General features: G+C 47.5%; 3 protein-coding genes (1 of these 3 cut by a window edge). All 3 read right to left on the minus strand.

Annotated features, from left to right (window positions below):
- Tightly spaced (each overlapping or abutting the next), the 3 genes in view from ODZ53_RS03165 to ODZ53_RS03175 form a layout consistent with a single transcriptional unit that may run on beyond the window.
- Window positions 1–2963, minus strand: partial view of an amino acid adenylation domain-containing protein gene (locus ODZ53_RS03165; RefSeq protein ID WP_372675883.1) — the start only. It extends 18496 nt beyond the left edge of the window; 2963 of the gene's 21459 nt are visible here — the first part of the coding sequence; its start codon is at window positions 2961–2963; its stop codon lies off the left edge, out of view.
- The gene (locus ODZ53_RS03170) at window positions 2960–14872 is read right to left on the minus strand and encodes an SDR family NAD(P)-dependent oxidoreductase (protein ID WP_372675884.1); all 11913 of its coding nucleotides are present in this window, start codon (window positions 14870–14872) and stop codon (window positions 2960–2962) included. Before ODZ53_RS03170 ends, ODZ53_RS03165 begins: the two co-directional genes overlap by 4 nt.
- A complete protein-coding gene (locus ODZ53_RS03175) occupies window positions 14869–23112 on the minus strand; it encodes an SDR family NAD(P)-dependent oxidoreductase (RefSeq protein ID WP_372675885.1) in 8244 nt (2747 codons plus the stop codon). Before ODZ53_RS03175 ends, ODZ53_RS03170 begins: the two co-directional genes overlap by 4 nt.
- Window positions 23113–23122 lie beyond the last annotated feature (10 nt).

Below are 23122 nucleotides of genomic sequence, written 5' to 3' on the forward strand. Positions count from 1 at the left end.
GGGATTTTATCCATGGAAATAAAAAATGCCGGGAGCATATACTCTGGCAATTTCTTTCTCAAATAATCCCGTAATTTTGAAGGCTCAAGCCGTTCATGGTTCGGATCTGCTTTCGGAACATAATAAGCAACCAACCGTTTATGATCTCCCTCTTCTTTCACCAACACGACAGCGCTTTGAATCTGTGGATGAGCCATTAGTTGACTCTCGATCTCACCCAATTCAATCCGAAAGCCTCGAATTTTCACTTGATGATCGATTCGGCCTAAATACTCAATCGTTCCATCAGGGAGCCAACGTGTTACATCACCTGTTTTATACAGCTTGGTCCCCGGTGTAAACGGGTTATCTACAAACTTCTCTGCTGTCAGCTCTGGGCGATTCAAATACCCGCGAGCCAAGCCTTTTCCTGCAATACAAAGCTCTCCTGGCACACCGACCGGCACGGGATTCATATGGCGATCAACGATGTAGAGTTGCGTATTTGCGACAGGTCCACCAATCGGTGTATTGCTGCTGACCAGTTCATTTTCAGAGCAGGAGAACCATGCCGCATAAATAGAGGCTTCTGTTGGTCCGTAAATATTTTCGATCTTCGCCTTTTGAAAAGTCGCAACCGTCCTTTTCACCAACTCTTTTGGAAAGGCTTCTCCTGCAACCATCACATATTTAAGCGGACAATGCTGCAGGAATGGCTGATTCGCTGAAACGCCGTTGACGAAGACATTCAGCATCGCTGGAACAAAATTGACATGCGTCACGCGATGCTTCACGATCGATTCCGCTAACATTTCTGGTGACTTCTCGCCATGTGGCGGGAGAATGACCAGATGTCCTTTACCAATGAACCACCCAAACAGCTCAGACAACGAAACATCAAACACATAGTTGGTTTTCAGCAAATAAACATCGTTCTCCATAACCGGATAACGAGCTTCCAGGAAAAAGAGGGTGTTCATGATACTTTCATGACTCACCATGACCCCTTTGGGTTTCCCTGTGCTTCCGGATGTATAAATCACATAAGCCAGATTGGTTGGGTTTACTACCCGGTTGAGCGTTGTTTGTCGCTGGGCTGTCTGCTCAATTTCTTCCCAATCTCTGTCTAACACGATGCAGTTCGTACTTTCTCCTGCGGCTGAAGATACCTTGTCCAAAAGGCGAGCCTGAGTAAGCACCGAGGTGCTCTTGCTGTCTTCTACCATGTATGCCAACCGCTCTGTGGAATAGGTTGGGTCCAATGGAACATAGGCTGCGCCAGCTTTCAGAATGCCTAAAATGCCGATGACCATTTCCAGGGCGCGTTCGACACAAATTCCTACTGTAGCTTCCGGGCCTACTCCCTTCGCCTGCAAAAAGATCGCCAGCTTGGTAACCCGCTCATCTAGTTCACGATAGGTCAACGACTGCTTTTCATAAACAACTGCCACAGCATTTGGCGTTTGATGAACTCGCTTCTCAAACAAATCATGGATGCATAAAGCCTGCGGGAATGCCTCTTCCGTCGCATTCCACTCAACGAGCAGCATGTTTCGTTCTTCCACAGAAATAAGTGGAATCTCATCCAAAGCGATGTCAGGATTTTTGATGACTGCGTTTGCGATATTTTGATAATGCGCGGCCATCCGTTGTATCGTCGCTTGATCAAATACATGCGGATTGTATTTCAAATTCAGGACAAACTCGGCTTCCTGCTCAAACACCTCTAACTCAAATTCATACTCACCCTCTTGATGAACGCCATCAATCAATTCGATGGCAAGCTTGTTTTGACATTCATCATAAAAGTGCTGCAAGTTTTGCGATCGCAGAAAATTTTGGTACGTAAAGATGATATCGAATACGGGTGAATTTCCATGAAGCCGAGGAATATTTGCCTCGCGGACCATCGCTGGAAAAGGATAGACAGCGTGATCCATCCCGTCGATCAGCGTAAGCTGCAATTCCCGAACGAACTGGGAGAAAGACTTTTCCCCCGTTACCTGACTGCGAATGGGAATCATATTGACAAAATAACCAATCAGAGAATCGAATCTCTCTTCTGGACGTCCCATCGTCGGCATGCCGACAATCACATCAGTTTGACCTGTATAGCGATACAATAAGGCTTTAAACATCCCTAACAAAAGAACAGATGGGTTCATACGGTAATGCTTGGAGAGCTGCTTCACCCGCTGACTCACATCTCGTGAAAATACGTGCGTATGAACCTGCCCCTCAAAGCTAGGTGCGGAAGAACGTGGGCGATCGACAGGAAGCTCCAGTTGTGGAAGCGTCCCTGACAATTGCTCCCGCCAGTAAGAACGATGTTCCCCACCTTCCGCACTTGCCATCATGTCCTGTTCCCATTTTACGAAGTCAGCGTAATCGGTTGAATTCTGTGTTACTTTTGGCTGTTTTCCTTCAACCAGCTCGATATAGGTTTGGACCAAATCTTGCAGGATTAACAAGGAGGAATGTCCGTCAAAGATCATATGATGGATCGTAATCAGCACATAATGCTCTTCTTCCGAACGCGACAATAGATGAATGCGGAGTAAAGAACCCTTTTCCAATGAAAAGGGCTCTTTTACTTTTTGCCTGAGATACGGCAAAACATCTTGGGACGTTAGGCTTGAGATGTCCTCCTGCTCAATGGCAAGCGATTGCTCCTGGCGTCGAATGAGATACGGAACACCCTGCTTTTCCATAATTGAACGCTGTAAAATCGGATGCTGTTTCCAAACATGGTGGCAGGCCTGTTTAAATAAGGCTACGTCCCATTTCTGACGGATGCAAAAGCATAACGGAACATTATACGCACTCATCGTAGGGGACATTTTTTGCAACATCCACAATCCTTGCTGCCCGACGGACAGAGGACTTGTAAACGATGGGTTTTCCAGCTCCAGAAGCTTTTCTTGGACTTCCGCAGCAGACAGCTTACCTTCTTTGTAAGCCATGAGGATTTCCCGTCGCATCATATTATCCCTCCTTTGTCGATTAACTGTTCGATCTCTTCTAAGCTTAGCAGGCCTTCTTTGAATTTTTGCAGCATATCGACTGCCAAATTCTCCGTCCGTTCCCCGCTATCCGGAGACATTGTTTCAAAATCTGTCGTGGAAGCGATCTCCTTATGACTGCACTCTTTTATTTTTATCGCAAGGAGATGTGCCAGGGACTTCATCGTCGGATTCTCCAGCACTTCCCGCCCTCTAATCTTGATGTTCCAGCGCTGCTCTAAATGACGAATCAGCTTGGTCACCATGATCGAATCCATGCCATAGTCCAAGAAATATTTGTTTGGCTTGATTTGCCCTTCCAAAAGGTGTAATTCCCGTGAGAGAAATTGTGCCATATCCCGCTGGATGTTTTCCTCTGTTGGGCTATCCGGGTTGATATCAATCGCTAATGTCTCTTTTTCCATAGGTGGAGTGACCGTTTCAGTGCCGAGCCAATAGCGTTCTCTGGCAAAAGGATAGGTAGGAAGAGACATCATGCGACGTTCTTCTGGATGTAAGGATTCCCAAGGAATTTTACCTCCCTGCGTCCAATGAAGGGCAAGCTTGTCCAGATTGTTTTCTGCTAAAAGGACCTGCAATACGGTATCTCCTACCTTGCCAGAAAACAGATTTCTCACTCCTGCATGGTCTTCTTCGAGGTCTCCTGTATAGATAGGAATCGATGCAGTTGGCTCGCTACCTAGTTCGACCGCTTCCAAATACGCCTGTAATCCATGAACCAGTTCATCTCGATCTTGAACCACCATAGCCAGCCTGCATTCCATGGCCTCTCGCTTCACTTGGAGCGTATAGGCAAAATCCGCCAAGGAAAACGCTTGCTGCTGGGCAAATGCAAGCATCTGCTTGGCAACGGCACCCAATCGCTCCGCATTTTTTGCCGAGAAAACCACGATCTGGGGTGAAGTTTCAGTAGAAATGGATTTGATCTCTCTTTGCACCGGAATATATTCTTCGAGGATCAAATGAGCATTTGACCCGCCTGCTCCAAACGAACTAATCGTCGCTCGGCGCGGAACCTCTCGTTCTTCCCCATTGATTCTCAGCACGGGTCGCCCCCACTTTTGTCGAGCTTTTTGCAGATAAAAAGGCGTTTCTGCAAAATGGATATGCGGGTTCAACGGCTCCGCTTTTATAGAGGGAACCAATTCCTGATGCTGTAGCTGCAAAATCACCTTCGTCAGCTGAGAAATACCAGAAGCTGCTTCGGCGTGACCGATATTCGATTTCACTGACCCAATCGAACAAAATTGAACATCGTCCGTCTGCTTCGAAAAGGCATTTGTTAATGCCTTCAACTCAATCGGATCTCCCAGCAGCGAACCATTAGCGGCGGCTTCCACATAACTGATCGTCCGTGGATCAATGCCCGCTCTCGCAAAATTTTCTTCTATTAATTGCGCTTGTGCGTTGGGATTAGGCACGGAAAATCCATTGGTACGTCCGCCATGATTGGTCGCGGCTGATTTGATAACAGCTAGGATGGAATCTCCATCTTCCACCGCTTTGGCTAAAGGCTTCAATAGTACAGCGCCTACGCCTTCTGCTGGCAAATATCCGTCTCCATCGCCAAAGCTTCTGCTGTCTGCGTGGCTTCCAATCATTTGGGCCTGACTTAAGCCTAGGTATTTCTTAGGATGGATCGAAACATTCACGCCACCCGCGATGGCAAGCGTGCTTTCACCTTTTAACAAGCTTTCGCAGGCGTGGTAAATGGCAATGGCAGATGAAGAACATGCTGTATCAATCGCCATGCTTGGACCTTGCAGATTGAAGAAGTAAGAGACTCGGTTGGCAATCGAATGGTAGGAAGACAGGGAAATGATCGAGCTCTTTTCCATATCCGTATCAAATGCGTGATACGGCTGGTACATTGCCCCTACATAGACGCCGACTTTATTCTCATAGTGACTCTGTAATACCTCTCGCGTGTGTCCAGCCTCTTCGAGCAGATTCCACACGGTTTCCAGGAAGAGGCGTTCTTGAGGGTCCATCATTTCCACTTCCCGCGGAGAAATATGGAAGAACAGCGGATCAAATTGATCGACACCATCTATGAAGCCGCCCCATTTGCTGTATGCCTTTCCTTGGCTGTTCCGAGTCTCGTCAAAAAACAGGCTGTGATCCCAGCGCTCTTGCGGAATTTCTGTAATGCAATCCTTGCCGTCCCGCAAGTTGTTCCAGAATTCTTGTATAGTGGAAGCCTGCGGATAACGACCAGAAATACCGATGACTGCAATATCTAGGTCAGATGTTGTTTGTTTATTTGCCTGCTCACGCGTAACAAAACGTGAGAACCGACGGCGATGGGCTGTTATGGATTCAGCAGTAGGCAGTACATTAGCAACATTCTCTCCTGTACTTGTCTCTGCGTTTTTCAAAGCCCCCATGATTTCAATGATCTTGTCTCGATGATGAGCTACAAGATAGCCTGTCAAATCCTCGATGTTTTGGTATTCATAGAGCAACGTTTTCGACAGCGAACCGAACGCTTTTTCCAATTGATTGGTCAATTGCATCGCCATAACTGAGTCGATCCCGTATTTCTCCAATGGAGCTTCCTCATCGATTTTATAAGCAGGGAGCTTGATAACAGCAGAAACTTCTTTTTTCAAATATTCCCTTACTTTTGCCCGAAGCACATCTTGTTGCCCACCGGAAATTGGCTGTTCTTTCTCTATTTTTGCAGAAGTACTTGCACGCTCTGATGGGTGGAACGATTGTATGAACCGATCCTTATATGCTTCAAACAAGTATTGCGAGACAGCAAGAAGCGTCGGGTACTCTACCAATACAGTTGGAGTAAGCTCAAGCTTATAGGCTTGATTTAGCTTTTTTGTAAATTCGGTCAGCTTAATCTGGTCAAAGCCGTACTCATGGAGCTCCGCGTGGATTTCTATATCCTCTTTCTCCACCTTGAGCACATCAGCGACCATTTTCCGTAAGGACGCTTGAATCTCACTTTGCAAGCTGTTCGAATGAACTGTTGCGGTCACGGAGGTTGCCGTTGCTCCCATCAGCCTCTGCTTCATCCGTACACGATCACCTTCCATGACCATCAACTGATCTTGTCCCGAAGCTAACCCCTGATACAAGCAGTTGATACCCGAAGCTGTCTGCATAGCAACCATGCCCAGATCGTCCCACAATCTCTTTTCTGTCTCTTCGCCTACCTGCATTCCGCCCTCTTTCCACAGAGGCCAATTGATGGAAATGGTCTGCCCCCGCCGTTTACCTAGCGCGATCTGCTCGTTGCGGTAAGTGGAGTAGTTATCCATAAAGGCGTTGGCCGTCGCATAATCTGCTTGGCCCATATTGCCTAAGCCTCCAGCGGCTGAAGAAAAGAGGACAAAGAAATCCAGATTCAGTCCCTTAGTTGCTTCATCTAAATGAAGGAGTCCCGCAACCTTTGGCGCGAGAACTGCTTGTACTTCTTCTTTGGTTTTTTTCAGGATAAAGTTGTCGCGAGTCACGCCCGCCCCATGAATGATCCCGTGAAGATCGCCAAAGTCTGCTTGAATGCTTTGGATCAACTCCTCCACGGCCTGTTTCTGCGTGATATCCACTTGGCGATATTCGACTCTGGTCCCGGTTCCGTTGTCCGCAAGCTTGTGAAGCTGTGCTTGCTTCTCCTCACTCAGCGCAGAGCGTCCCGTCAAAATCAAGGTGATGCCACGGGCTTTCTCCGCCATCTCTTCGGCAAAAAGAAGTCCCAAGCCACCTGCTCCGCCTGTGATCAAATAAATCCCGTTGTCTTTCCACGGTATACTGACTTCAACCTGGGGAGCAACCTCACTCCATCCCGCTATATATCTTTTCCCTAACTGATAGCGAATCTGGCTGTCTGTAGGGCAAAGGCTGTTTGCTCTCAACTGCTCCGACAATTCCGCTGAATATTCTGTCAAATCAATCTCGATCAACTGTCCGATTACTTTCGGGTTTTCGATCTGTGCGGTTTTCAACAGACCAGCTAATCCAGCAAACAGTCGTTGTTCCGTTTCGAAAGGAACTACAATCTGAATCAGTATTTTCCCCTTTGGTTTTGCTTGAAGAAGGGCTTTTATTTCTTCAAACACCTGAACAGCATACGCTTGGAACTTTTCCGCTATGCCGTGCTGATCCGATTGCAACACGCGGACTCTCGCACCGTTTATCTGAGATGAAAGGCTTTCCCAAGAATTCCTCCCTGGTTCGCAAAGCATCACCACATGCTGTTCATATTCAGGAGCTTTGGCTTCCTTGGGAATGCCTTTTTCGATCCAAACAGGCTGCAGCATCAACGTACTAGTGATTTTGCCTGCTTCACCTGTACCTTTGTTTTTTGCAACTCCGGTAGCTTTTTCACCTTCGAGCACCCTCGTTGTGAATCCCTTCATGCTAACGCAAATCGTGCCTTGCTCATCACACAAATCAATGTCGAGCTTCTGTACTTTTTGCGTAGCTGCATTGCTGTCACTGTATCGAACCAACGCCCATACAGCAGTTGTAGAAGCACTGTAAATGTTCAATTCCTCCAAGGCAAAAGGCAGGGATGGCTGAAGATCGGAAGTGCCCATCATGAAACCGAGCGATGCCTGTAATGCGGCGTCCATCACACTCGGATGAAGGACAAATTTTTCTGCTGTACCCGTAACAGAAGAAGGCAAAACAAGCTTCGCCAGCACTTGATCTGGCCCGACAAACAGCTTCTCAATCCCTTGGTGTGATGGACCGTATGCCAGTCCAATCTCATGAAACGTTTCGTAGCACTGGCTAAAGCTGTAACTACTCTCTGTGCACTGTGCTTGAATGGCGGAAAGGTCGAGCGCTGGCGCCTCCATAGCTGATCGTAGTACTGCTCTTCCCTGGCTATGTACTATTAGACTGTCCTCGGCTTCCCTTGGCTGGCTATAGATTTCAAAAGTAATTTCACCATTCTCTTCCGGGTATAGTCCCGTGTGTACTTGGATGGGGGCATCTTCCACGATAACTGGTTTCGCCCACACGATATTTTTCAGTTGAATCGCCGACTGATTATCCGTTCGGACACCTGCTGCCATATCCACAGCCACTCTTGCCATCTCCAGATAAGCTACCCCAGGTAAGACCTTTTGTCCGTTCACGACATGATCTCTAAGGAAAAACTCCTGTCCTGTAAACGTCGAGCTGTGCCGTTGCTCCGAAAGTGTAGACGTATTTTGATGCAGCAAGGGATGCAGGTAAGCCGGCGCCCCTGCGGTAAAACCAAGGGCTTGTGACTCTACCTTTGGCAGCCAATAGCGCTCTCTTGCAAAAGGATAGGCAGGCAAGCTGATTCGACGAGGCTTCGTATCCCCGTAGAGTTTGTTCCAGTCAAAAATCAGTCCCTGTACCCACATCTGCAAAATCTTTGCGTATTTCCCTTTGGTGATCCATGTATCGATTGCCTGTTGTAAATCCTCATCTGCGGCAAAAACATCCATCGTTTCTTTATTCCGCTTTACCTGACCCGTGAACAGGTCTGGGCTATCAGCCTCATCTTTCAGATAATACGTTAGCTTTGCTTCAAGCTCGGAGATCGACTTGACGATCACAGCAAACCGCTCTTCCATCGCTTCACGTCCTACTTGAAGCGTGTAGGCAATCTCAGCTAGATCGTTGTCCGTCAACACTTGCTCCCGAATAGCAGACAACAACCGCTGCACTTGCTCCCGGAGACGGTCTTTATTCTTCGCTGACAGTACGATGACAGCTGGATTTTTTGATGAGATGCTGGTTGGTGGGCGGTGTTCCGCTTCGATGTATTCTTCGATGATGAGATGAGCATTTGCCCCTCCCGCCCCAAAAGACGATATCCCCGCAATCCTAGGATATTCTCTCGTTACCCCGTTGATTTCAATGACGGGTCGCTTCCATTCCGCCAGCTCTTGCTGCACCACAAATGGCGTCTGGCTGAAATCAATGTTTGGATTAAGTGTGCGGGAATGCAAGGACGGAACTAGTCTCTTGTATTTCATTTGCAGTAATATTTTGGTTAACCCTGCGATCCCTGCCGCACTCTCGCCATGCCCGATATTTGACTTGGCCGAACCAATCGCGCAGAACTGATTCTCCTTCGTGTATTCCTGAAAGGTCTTCGTCAATCCGGAAATTTCAATGGGGTCCCCTAAGGAAGTCCCTGTACCGTGCGCCTCTATATAGCTGACCGTTCTCGGATGAATTCCTGCTTCTTCAAAAGCTCGGCGAATCACCCTTGATTGGGAATGAGGATTGGGAACCGTATAGCCGTTTGTTTTTCCACCATGATTAATGGCGCTTCCTTTGATCACACCATAGATGTGGTCTCCGTCAGCGATTGCTCTTGCCAGAGGTTTGAGCAATACGGCTCCGACTCCTTCTCCAGGTACATATCCGTCGCCACCTTCTCCAAAGCTTTCGCATCGTCCTTTGCTGGAGGCGAACTTGCCCTGCGACAAATACAAATATTTATTTGGATGAATAGAAACATTCACACCACCTGCAATCGCAACCTCACATTCGCCGCGCTGTAAGCTGTGACACGCTAAATGAATACCCGTCAACGAAGACGAACACATCGTATCGACCGCCATGCTCGGACCGTGGAAATTGCAAAAATAGGAGACGCGGTTTGCGATGGAAGCTGGACTCCCCGCAATCGCAAGCGCTCTGCCCAACGCCTGTTCAGCGGACGCATAGAGCTGATATTCCTCGTACATAACGCCTACGTAAACACCAACATTGCCTCCCAAGCCTTCGTGCTTGCCTAGCGTTTCGCGCGTATACCCTGCATCCTCTATCGTTTCATAGACACACTGTAAAAATAACCGCTCCTGCGGGTCCATCAGCTCCGCTTCCCGTGGGGAAATATGGAAGAACAGCGGATCAAATTGATCAACACCATCTATGAAGCCGCCCCATTTGGAATACGTTTTACCGAGCTTGTCCTTCGCTTCATCAAAGTACAGACTGTGATCCCAACGGTCTTTTGGAATTTCGGTAATACAATCCTTGCCATCACGTAGGTTTTTCCAAAAGTCATCGATATTCCATGCTTGCGGATAACGTCCGGACATCCCAATAATGGCAATGTCCAACGCCCCTTTTGCTCGCTGGGTTTCCATGCGCAGGGACGCGAATCGTTGAGACTTGCGTTTTTTGCTCCTGCGCTCTGTCTGTGCTTTCCTCTCGTCCACCATCGGTACTTCTGGTTCTTGCGTGAGTGAGGCTTCCGCATTTTCCCTCATCCCCAGGATGTGCATCAGATTTTCACGGTAGTTTTCAAGAAAATACCCGGTTAATTCTTTTATCGTTTGGTATTCAAAAAATAACGTTTTTGGTAACGAACCAAATTGCTTTTCCAACTCCTTGGTCATCTGCATAGCCACAATGGAATCGACACCGTATTTTTCCAACGAGGCGTCTGCTTCCATTTTATTTGCTGGCAATTTGATCACGGAGGAAAGCAGCTTTTTAAAATAAGGGATTGCCTGTTCCATCAGTGAGGAGGAATCTATTGCCTTCTCCTCTTCGTGAGGAACGGAAGCTTTTGACGCTTCTACTTCTGATCTAACAGATTCATTTGCGATCCTGCGCGTAGAAAAGCCCTTCATCCGCACCTGGACATTTCCGTTCTCGTCACACAAATCGATATCAAACTTCTCCACTCTGTCTCCAGCCTTACTGCCCTCCCTGTAGCGAATGAGTGCCCACATGGAAGAGGAGCAAGCACCTACGATCACCATTTCTTCAAGAGCAAAGGGAAGGATCAGCGAAAAATCACTGGTTGCCATCATCAAGCCAAGTGACGCCTGTAGAGCTGCGTCGAGCAAACTCGGATGCAGATCAAATTGGCCTTGGGTTTTCGCCACGGAAGAAGGCAGAGACAGCTTCGCCAGCACCTGCTCCTGACCAATCAAAATCTGCTCGATTCCACGATGTGCAGGCCCATAGTCGACTCCCATCTTTTTGAAAGCGTCATAGCATTGTTCCGGGCTGAGTGTGCGTAGGCTGCACTGTTCCTGCAATACGGAGAGATCGAATGATGGAATATCTGGAATGGAACACAACACGGCACTTCCTTGACTGTGTACAATCTCCGTCGTTTGTTCCCGGTCTTGCTTGCTATCGCTGTAAATTTCAAAAACAATCTCACCATTCGCCTCAGGATAGAGTTCGATATGTGCCTGAACGGGCTCTGGCCCAACAGCCAAAGGCTGAGTCCAGACCACATTTTTGAAACGGAGTCCTTCCGGTTCTCGCTCCGAATCAAGCCCTCCCGTCGCCTGCTGTATCGCTGCCCGTGCCATCTCCAGATAAGCCGCACTCGGCAAGACACGTTGCCCCTTGATGACATGGTCACTCAGGAAAAACTCCTGTCCCGTAAACATGGAGCTAAACCGCTGCTCCATGAAATCAGAAGTATTTTGGTGTAAGAAAGGATGAATCGCACCCACGTCTGAGCTGCTGCTACCAGACTTGGCGCGGGTCCAATAGGATTCCTTGGCAAAAGGATACGTCGGCAAACTGATACGTCTCGGTTGCTCTTCCTGATAAAGCTTGTTCCAATCGATAGATAAGCCCTTCACCCACAGGTCGAGAAGCTTGCTGTACTTTCCGCGTTCCATCCATCTTCCAATCGTTTCTTCTAATTCATCATCGGACGTCAAAATATCCAGCATTTCCTGATTTCGGTTTACCTGACCACGATACAAATCAGCAATGTGCTCTTGCCCTTTTACATAGGCTGTTAGTTTTTGTTGCAACTCCTTTATAGAGCCTGCGATGACAGCAATGCGCTCTTCCATGGCTACACGTCCTACCTGAAGCGTGTACGCCATGTCTGCTAAGTGCTCATCGGACAAGGAGTGTTCCTGGATAAAAGCTAACAACTGCTGAACGATCTCATACAGCCTGTCCGCATTCTTTGCTGACAAAATAAAAATAGCGGGGTTCTGAGGTGTGATTTTCAAACTGGATTTCTTTTGCTCTTCCGGAATATATTCTTCAATAATCACATGGGCATTGCTTCCCCCTGCACCAAACGAGGAAATCCCTGCAATTCGTGGATATTCATTGGTTGTGCCATTGATCTCTACAATCGGCCGTCTCCATTCTGCCAACTCTTGCTGAACCACAAACGGCGTCTTGGTGAAATCAATATTGGGATTGAGCGTACGGGAATGTAAGGATGGCACTAATTGCGCGTGCTTCAGCTGCAATAATATTTTCGTTACGCCAGCAATCCCTGCCGCACTTTCACAATGTCCAATATTCGACTTCGCTGATCCCAATGCACAGAACTGCTTGTCCTGAGTGTCTTTTTCAAAGGCACGAGTAAGTCCAGCAACCTCGATCGGGTCTCCCAGCTCCGTTCCTGTTCCATGTGCTTCCAGATAACTGACCGTTCTTGCATGTACCTTGGCACGTTGTAGGGCATCCGCCACTAACTGCGCTTGCGCCTGCGGATTTGGGACGGTATAGCCATTCGTTTTCCCACCGGCATTCATCATGCTTCCTTTGATGACTCCGTAAATATGGTCACCATCGGCTATTGCTTTATCCAAAGGCTTCAAGACGATAGCTCCTACACCCTCTCCATCCACAAAACCGTCCGCTTGATCGCCGAAGGACTTGCATTGATTCGAAGGAGAGAGCATCGTCAAAGCTGACAATTTCATGTAGTGGACGGGATCGACAATGAGATTGACTCCCCCTGCGATTGCACACTCGCTTGTACCGCTGTACAAGCTTTCCAAGGCGAAATGAATCGCTGTGAGAGAAGCGGAGCAAGCCGTATCCACCGCCACGCTCGGACCTTGAAAGTTTAATAGATAAGAGAGGCGATTCGCGATCGACCAATAGGTGGCTCCCGTCGGGTAATTGCCATTCATTACCCCGACAAAAACGCCTACTTTTCTGCTTTCACACAGAGTTGTAGGCGTATATCCAGCGTCCTCAATACTCGCATAGGCTTCTTGTAAAAATAACCGTTCTTGCGGGTCCATCTCCTCGGCTTCTTTGGGAGAGATTTGAAAAAATAAGGGATCGAATTTATCCATATCATCGATAAATCCGCCCCATTTTGTATACATCGATTCCTTTTTCCCTTTTTCTTCGTCAAAATAGCTCTGCCAATCCCAGCGATCCTTAGGGATTTCAGAAATGCAGTTTTTCCCCTCTTTTAAACGATTCCAGAAATCATCCACATTTTTCGCCTGCGGATAACGCCCGGAAAGACCGATGATCGCCACATCCCGCACCACCGATGAAGGCGAAATGGATTCCTTTCTTTCTTGTTCCCGAACGGATAAAAAGCGTCTCGTGTTTCTCACAGGAAGATCGGTGTACGCTGGTGAAGCAGCGACGGTCATTTCCTCATTCTCTAGCTCGTTCGGGTATGCTTCGTCAACTGCTTCTGGTGCTTCTACACCTATTACCTTGATCAACGCTTCTTTTTGCGTCTCGATGAGATTCTCTACCAAGGCATCTATCGTTTGATACTCGAAAAAAATCGTACTACTCATATTCGCAAAATCCTTGCGAAGCGAATTGGTCAATTGCACAACCAGAATCGAATCAATCCCATATTGCTCGAATGGCGCAGATGATTTTATCTGGTGGGTCGGAATTCTAAGCGTTTCCCCCATTAACATTTTGATATAAGCCGTGCTTTTTTCACGAAGCCATTCCTCAGTGACTCTGCCTGACTTTTTCGCTGGTGTAGTGCGTAACGGCACCTGTTTTTTGAGTGGCATCGCCTTCAGCTTTGAGGCTTGCTTTTTTGCAGGCGAATACGCAACTGTTACCGCCGATTGCCTCGGTTGGCTGCTGTGACGAATCACCCCATCGCTTTCTCCCACAATAATTTGTTGGCATAAATCCAGCTGGTCTTCTGCTGGCAAGAAAACAGATCGGTATCCTGCCTTTTTCAGCACCTTTTGCCATGTTTCAACCGTTAACAGGGGGCATCCAGGAATACGCCATTCCGGATCATCATAGCGCCACCAGCCATCCAGCAAACCAAACGTCAAGTGAGCAAACAAGGTATTGCTCGTTAATTCATTCAGAATCAGCAAGCCATTTTTTTGTAACGTTGTTTTGGCGTGGAGCAAGGTTTGGCTAATATTTTTTGTCGCATGCAGTACATTTGTGGCAATCACGAGATCATAGGTGTCCGCAGCGATCCCCTGCTCCTCAACAGGCTTTTCCACGTTAAAAATCCGATACGTGAGATATGGATTTTCGGCTCCATATTCTTTTTCGGCGTGAAGCAAAAAGGCTTGCGAAAGGTCGGTATAACAATATTCCTCGATATGCTTCTGAAAGGGCTTTAGCCTTGGCAGTACGATCGCACTCGTTCCACCAGTACCTGCCCCGATTTCCAAAATGCGAATCCGAGTAGAAGGATCTTGCTCCGTACGCTGCTTCACATAGGTAACAATCGTATTGGCGAGCACTTTGTTAAAGTAATCCGCAACCTCATTGTGTTTGTATATCCCTTCCACCAGTTCCATCGAGGAATTCGGGAACATGATCTCTGTAGCTGGAATCTTTCCTAACAAAATATCTGGCAGTACGCGCATGGTTGCTTCTACCAGAATCACCTGCGCTTTACTATTCGGGTCGTTCAGCCATGCTGTTTTTTCTTCCTCCCATTTTTCCCATGCGGTTTCGAGATTGATGGGGGTAGTATCGTTTGCGATGAGTGACTCTCCATCGTACGCAAGATACTGGTTTTGTACGAGAACAGCTATGCTTTCTTCCAGCCATTTGCCGTACCTGTTATGCAATTTGGCTTTGAGTTCTCCTATCGTCTGGTTTTTTACCGTGAACAGCCCGATTGACTGTAATTGACCATAGAGTAGTTCACTGAGAAGCTTATCCATTGTATTCATTTATAAGCCTCCATTTCAGATTGTCTGCGTTGAGACGAAAACTCTAGTTTAGGCATATCATTCTTTACACGTTCGATGTGGGATACTAGCTTTTCAGGATAGATGTAAATGGATTTATCCGGATTTACTTTAACCAAGGCCTGTGATTTCGTTGTTTTCACCAACGCGACTTGATTTATCGGTCCTGCAAGCAGGTTTTCCAAAGCCGCCATCGCTTCACGAGGTTCAATGGAGCCTAATCCTGCCTGTGCCATTCTCTCCTGATAATCCTTGGTGGCAACAATGCCTACGTTCGCCCAGTATCCCCAATTCATCACCTTCACTTCACTGAGGCTATGCAACGATAGCTGGTGCGCGAATATATCCTTAAACGTACAACCTGACGCATAATTGCTTTGTCCAGGCGACTTGGTAAAGGAATTGATCGATGAAAAGAACATGACAAAATCCAACGGCTCCCGATCAAATACTTGAGCAATCCGCACACTTACATCTACCTTTGCCGAAAGCCCCGCACGGAAGCGCTCCTCGTCCATTTTCGCGAGACTTTTATCTAGCAGAACAATTGCGGAATGAATGACTCCGTTCACTTGTTTATATCGTTTTTTGATTTCTTCATAAGCAAAGTACAAGGACTTGCGATTCGTCGCATCCGCCGCGATATAGACAGGAGCAGGTCCGAGCTTTGCAAGTCGATCCACTTTGGCTTGGATCTCTGCATTTTTTTCTCGGCGTCCAATCCAGATGATTTGGGCTTGATAGGTGCTGATCATGTATTCGCTCCAGACTTCGCCAATACCGCCAGCGCCTCCGATTACAACATAGACTCCCCCCTGCCTGTAGGAAGCCTGTTCTCTTTGCATTTGACGCAATGGAATTAATTCCTGACGATACCATTTCCCTCCGCGATAAACCGTTGCATTCCCCTCAGCATCTGGCGGAAGTGTGAAAACATCCTCTATAGGCCAAGCACGACCCGCTTCCAGATCAACCAGTCGGATACGCCAGTTCGTGTATTCTTTTGCCATCGAACCAACTAAACCGTAAAGACTGGCATGAATAGGGTTCACCACATCGTTCGGATGAATCGGTTGAGTCTGGAAGGTTACGAGACTCCATCCTAGCTCCTTGGTATCGTAGCCCAGCTTGAACAGGGCTTTTAGCAAGCGAAACACATGAAATACACCGCGCTCCTGCTCAATGATCAGGGCCTCTTCTGCCAGGTATTCCAAATCAATCCATGGCGCCATCCAGATGATATGATCAATCGAACCAATCTGCTCCAGCTTCACTGCTAGTTCATCCATACTTTCTGCAGGCGTAATCTCCATAACAGCTGCCCGCGGATAGCGTTGTTGAACAAGGCTTCGGTTCTTGTCATCTGCACAAACAATCAGAATACGATCGCTTGCAAGTGGCGTTTCCGAACCATGAGCGACTACAACCTCTTCCCAAACAGGACTCAGCAGCATGGTTCCAATCAGCGATTCGCTTGCGGTCTCAACTGGCGCTTTTGCTGCTGTAAGATCGGTTTGGATCTCTCTTTCCAATACCCGAGATGTGAATCCCTTCATCCGTACACAAATTGTTCCTGTGTCATCACATAGGTCGATATCGTATTTTTCTACCTTATTCCCTGCTTGGCTACCGTCGCTATAGCGCACGTATGCCCACATTTCAGAGGTGCACGGGTGGATGATTTCCATTTCCTCCAGGGCAAAAGGCATCACTGGCTTGCGTTTTGCCAAACTGTCAGACGACATCACGTGACGAGAAGAAAGTGTCAACTCCACAGATGCCTGCAAAGCTGAATCCATCAAGCTTGGATGCAAGACAAACTGATCCACTGACCCGGTGACCGATAACGGTAAAATCAGCTTTGCCAAGACTTGTCCAGGCCCGACATATACCTTGTCTATTCCTTTATGTCCGAGTCCATAATCAATTTGAATCGCACTGAAGAACTCATAGAATTCCTCGGATGAAATCACCTGCTCGCTGCACTGCTCCTGCAAAACGGACAAATCAAGCATGTGCAACTCCGAGCGAGGAGTAAGCACGGCATTACCTTGACTGTGTACCACGATCTCGGCATCACTACCCTCTGCCTCGCTATAGATTTGGTAGGATACTCCACCATCTTCGTCAAGTACAAGGCCCGTATGTACCCGAACAGGCTGATCGCCTACAACGACCGGACGAGCCCATATGACATTCTGTAGCTTTATCGACGTATTCCCGTGGACGTCTTCTCCTACAGCGTGCTCCATCGCGCTTCTTGCCATCTCCAGATAGGCAACTCCCGGTAATACCCGCTGCCCTTTGACTACGTGATCCGCCAAGAAAAACTCTTCTCCTGTGAAGGTAGAGCTAAACCGTTGCTCGGAGAAAGTAGACGTGTTCTGATGCAGCATGGGATGGATCACGGATGCTGTGATGGTATTCGCCGCTCTCCTTGCGGCAAATGCTTTTGTTTCACTCTCCAGTACCCAATGGCGTTCCTTGGCAAAAGGATACGTGGGAAGTGATATACGCGAATACTGATCGTTCGCAAACAGCTTGTCATAGTCTAATCCATATCCCTGCACAAACAATTCCGCGATCACAGATAGCTGCTCCAAATATTCGCTCGCCTGGCTCGTTACATGTAGATTCTCGATGCTTTGATTTCCGTAGCGTTTCAAGGCGATTTGTTCACGATGATCTTTTTCATGTAACTCGGAAACATATGCCTGTGATGCTTTTCCTGTTTCCAGCCACTTTTTCAAAAGCTGGACAAGCTCGGCTGTATTTTGAACAAGGCAAGAGAAGCGGTGATGGAAATGCTTTCTGCCTACTAACAGCGTATAGCTGATATTTCCACAATCCGTCTCCGGTGCTTTTTCACAAAACGAAAGCAATTGGGCAACCTGCTGACGCAACTGTTCAAAAGTACGCGCCGTCAGCACAAGCAAATAGCCCGGTTTCTTTGTATGATTCCGCTCTACCTGCGGCGCCTCTTCGATTACCATATGCGCATTCGTACCGCTGGCTCCGAAGGAACTGATCGCAGCACAGCGTCTGGCTTGCGGCTCCACTGACCATTCCTGCAGGCTTGTATTGACATAAAAAGGGCTGTCTGCAAACTTAATGTTGGCATTCCCCTCTTCAAAATGCAGGGATGGCGCGATTTTTTTGTGCTTCAATGACAAAAGGACTTTGATGACCCCTGCAACACCTGCTGCGATCTGGGTATGTCCAATATTCGTCTTGATCGATCCAATCGCACAAAATTCCTTTTTATCCGTGTAGGCTTGAAAGGCGCGGGTAAGTGCTTGATACTCAATCGGATCTCCCAGCTTGGTCCCTGTTCCATGCGCCTCGACCATTGTAATTTGCTCAGGATCAATGTCGAATGTATCGTAGACATTGCGTTCCAAGCGTTCCTGGGACTTCGCACTCGGTGCAGTAATCCCATTCGTCGTTCCATCCTGATTGATTCCCGAGCCTCGAATGACACCATAAATATGATCACCGCAAGCGATCGCTTCCGAGAGACGTTTCAGTACAACGACACCAGCGCCTTCCCCCGTCGCAAAACCATCTGCCCGCTCATCAAACGTGTGGCAGCGTCCTGTCGGTGACAGCATACCTGCTCGCTTGGCCGATAAATAAAAGCCCGGCGTAGATTGAATGAAGACACCACCTGCCAATGCCATGTCGACCTCACCTGTCCGCAAGGCTTGGCACGCCATATGAATCGCCACCAAGGAGCTCGAGCAAGCCGTATCAATCGTGACAGCAGGTCCCTGCAAGTCCAGATGATAAGCAACCCGGGCAGGCACAATAGACTCCATATTTCCCCAGAAGGCTTGGGCAGGAGGATTCTCTCCCACGAGACGATCATAATCACCTTTGGCGCATCCCGCGTAGACGCCGCATTGGATTCCTTGCACACCCTGACCCGCATAGCCAGCATCCTCCAACGCCTTCCAGGACTCCTCCAAAAAGAAGCGTTGCTGCGGGTCCATATAGTCAGCTTCCAAACCGGAGATATTGAAAAAAAGCGGATCAAACAGGTCAATATTTTCTACAAGCCCGCCGTATTGATAGCCCTCTGCCTCGTCCAAGCCGTACGCTGATAAATCCCAGCGAGTCACTTTCCGAAGCAAATCCGAGCCGTTCACCAAGTGGTCCCATAAGTCGTCAGTGTTACCAGATGAGGCGAACGTGCCACTCATTCCAATAATTGCAATGGGTTCAGTGGGGGACGAAGCTTTTACTGACACACTCCCTGTTTCCTCTGAAAGCAATGGAGCTGCTTGAATATATGGCTCGGTCTGAATAGCAGGGACGGTATCTTCCCTCTGCTCGGATAGACTGATCTTCTGCCCTAACGCTTGAGCAATAACCTCTTTGTACGTAGACAAAATATAGCCTGTAAGTTGATTTACTGAACTGTAATCAAAAAGAATCGTCGTCTCAATTTCGATCATCAACGCTTGATTGATCTCTTGCACCAATCGAACGCCAAGAATCGAATCCAATCCATAATCTCTGAAAGGCTCTTCCACATCGATCGAATCGACATCGACTTCCAATGCGGTACCCAGCTTTTCAATAATCAAATCCTTTACATAATCCGTCACCGTCTGCTCGGTCACTACAGATTGGTTTGGAATGTTTTGCGGTGCAGGCTGCGAATAGACTTTTCCTTCTACTTTTGCCTGCTGTACAGTCTCGCGTGCGATCGGCAAAACAGTCGAATCGATACGAACATCAGGGTGAAGGACGCCATCGCTTTTTCCAATGACAATCTGTTGTCCCAGATCATGCGCTTCACGAGCTGGAAAAGAGATCGTGTGAAATCCTTCACTTTCCAGAACCGTTTGCCAACATGCCGGAGTTAAGGCAGGAGAACCAGGAATACGTACATCTGTATCTTCAGACAGCCACCAGCCCTCCAAAAGACCAAAGGTCAGATGAAGGAACAAGGAATTACTGCTAATCTCATTTAAAAGAACCAAACCGTTTTCTCTTAATACAGCTTTGGTATGGCGCAAGGTTTTGCGAATATCTTTGGTGGCATGCAACACATTAGCCGCAATCACTAGATCGTAGTAGCCCTCTTGAACCCCTTGCTCCGCAAAAGGAGCTTCCACATTAAAAATTTGATAGGTCAAATACGGAACATTCGGTCCATATTCCTTTTGTGCGAACATCAAAAATGCTTTGGAGATGTCGGTATAGCAATATTCTTCCATAAACGGCTGATAAGGCTTCAGCTTTTCAAAGACAAATGTGCTCGTTCCGCCCGTCCCCGCCCCGATCTCTATGATGCGAATTTTTGCAGAAGGATCTTTTTTCACCCGTTCTTCCACATAGGCTGCGACTGTTTCCGCGAGCACTTCATTGTAGTGATCTGCCACTGGATTATTTTTATAAATAGGTTGTACCAATTCCATAGAAGAGCCTGGAAACATGACATCTGTAGCAAGTTTCTTGCCTGTTACAATGAGCGGCAGAGATTTCATCGTGGCTTCCAGCAATCTGATCCGCACTACCAGATTGGCATCTTCTCGCCATGCCACCTTACGTCGATCCCACTCTTCCCATACCGCTTCTACTTCGATCAAAGTCGGATCGACCACCAGGCATTGTTCTCCATCATAGCCATCGAGATAGCCGTGACGGGTTAGCATCGCCATACTTTCTTCCAACCATTTCTCATAACGCGGAGGGAAGCCCGTTTTTGCCTTGAGGTCGGCGACACTCACACTCTTGTCAGTAAACCAACCGATGGACTGCATTTGCGCCCATAACAGCTTGGCGAGAAGCTCGTCCATCTCCTTCCACAATTCGGGATGAGTATTGGGCAAACGAACCTGTCGCTTGGTTTTGGGCAGCCAATAGTGCTCTCCTCTAAATGGATAGGCGGGCAAAGGAACCCGGTTGTATCTGCCGTTTTTATAGAAGGAACCCCAATCCAGCTTGTATCCTTTTACAAATAAATCGGAAAGCGTGGACAGCTTTTCTTTCCTTGCCTGGTTGGATAGCGAACGGTTCTCCGCTACTTCTGCCATTAATTTTTCTCCGAACTCTTTCAAGCTCTTTTCTAGCCGCACGTCTATTTCATCCTGGACAAAATAGTCAGCAGCTGCTCCTGTTTCCATTACTTCCGAGATTTTTTGCCGTAATTCATCTACGTCCTTGGCAATAAACATGCAACGATGCGAAAAATGACTTCTCCCTGTGAACAAGGTATAAGAAATATCTTGTTCGTGAAAACGTCCCGCTTCTTTTGCTAACCATTGGGACATTTCATCCAGTTTTTGCGTGAGAGCTGACTGGCTCTTGGCTGAAAACGGGAACAAGTAATAGGCTCCTGCTTGCTGGTTGCCGCATTGCGGTTGTAGCGTCGGCGATTCTTCCAAAATCAGATGACAATTGGTTCCGTTCGAGCCCAAAGCGCTCACACCTGCTCTTCGCGGAGTGGCATCACTCGTATTCCATTCCATAAGCTCCGTATTGATGAAAAAAGGACTCCCGGTCAATTTGATATGCTTATTGACTTCCTTGACGCTGATCGTCGGAGCGATCTTCTTGTATTTCATCGCTATGACCACTTTAAACAAACTCGCCAGTCCCGATGTCATCGTAGTATGACCGATGTTGGGCTTATGTGAGCCAATCGCGCAAAATTGTACTTTATCCGTATACGAACGAAATGCTTCAATCAATGCCTTCACTTCAATAGGGTCACCCAGCTGCGTTCCAGTCCCATGCGTTTCGATATAACTGATCGTCTCTGGATCAACCCCTGCATTTTCATAGGCATCCACAATTAATTCTTTTTGGGCAAGCATGCTCGGTGCGGTAATCCCGTTTGACTTTCCTGTCTGATTCACCGTTGAGCCCTTGATGATTGCATAAATATGGTCGCCATCTTCCACTGCTTTCGCAACTGGTTTTAGTACGACCGCCCCAACGCCTTCTCCAAACACCATGCCATTTGCATCATTGTCAAAGGTGTTGCATGTTCCATCTGGTGAGACCACCCCCATTTTCGAGGACATCACAAAAAATTCAGGGGAGCTGTGAATCGCGACGCCGCCTGCAAGAGCCATTTCGGTTTCTCCCCTGCGAAGACTGTCGCAAGCCAAATGAATGGCTACCAAAGCAGAAGAACAAGCTGTATCCACAGCAAGACTGGGGCCCTTGAGATTTAAAAAATAGGAGAGTCTTGCCCCGAGCATCGACATTTCATTGCCTAGCATCGTTTGCGAAGAGACACCTTCGGCCAACATGGATTTCTCTTGGTAGTCTGAACGACGCCCTCCAACAAACACACCTACTTTTCTCCCCGCTAACTGGTCAACTGAGTATCCGCTATCTTCAAAAGCTTTATAGGATTCTTGCAGGAACAACCGCTGTTGAGGGTCCATACTTTTTGCTTCATCAGGGGTAATATTGAAAAAGGATGCATCGAATTGATCAATGTCCTTGAGAAGCCCACCGTAATATTGATCCGCTTCCCAACCGCTGCGTGTTATTTCCTCGATACAGCTGTAGCCAGATGCTATATGCTCCCAAAACTCTTCCACTGAATTCGAGCCAGCAAATCTGCCTGCTATACCGATGATCGCGATATCAGAGTGGCGAATTTCGTTTCTTGTATGATTCGAATGATTCCGTTCGTTTTCGAAAACAGTTGGCGGGATTTGGCTGTCGTTTGCTGCTATCTCCGTTGCAAATTGCAGAGAGATATATTCCGCCAGCTCCCCCACCTCTGGATAATCAAAAATAACTTCTACGCCAAGATGAATCCCCAAGTCAGCATTGATCGCTTCTATTAATTCGACCGCCAATACAGAATGGATGCCGAGCTCTATAAAACTTTTATTTACATCCAAGGTTTCCACAGGTGTATTCAATAGTTGAGCCATGATTGTACTTATTTTGCTCGCAATCGTTGATAAACCGTTATCGGACTGGGTACGGCTTGCTGGCTGATATTTTTCGAAAATGTGCGCGGCTAGCAGCTTGGTATTCTCATGATCAAAAACGGCCTCAATCCCCAAGTCTATGCCTAGCTTCTCATTCATCATCTCTACCATTTCTACTGACAATACCGAGCTAATACCTAATTCCACAAAGCTTTTATCGAAATCCAAGGGATTCGTCGTAGCTTTTACTAAGTCGGTCATTACTTCTTTCACTATCGTTTCCACATCATGAAATGAATGAAAAAGTACCTTCATACTCGACTCC

This window comes from Brevibacillus sp. BD137 (assembly GCF_041644655.1).
Taxonomy (GTDB): domain Bacteria; phylum Bacillota; class Bacilli; order Brevibacillales; family Brevibacillaceae; genus Brevibacillus; species Brevibacillus brevis_D.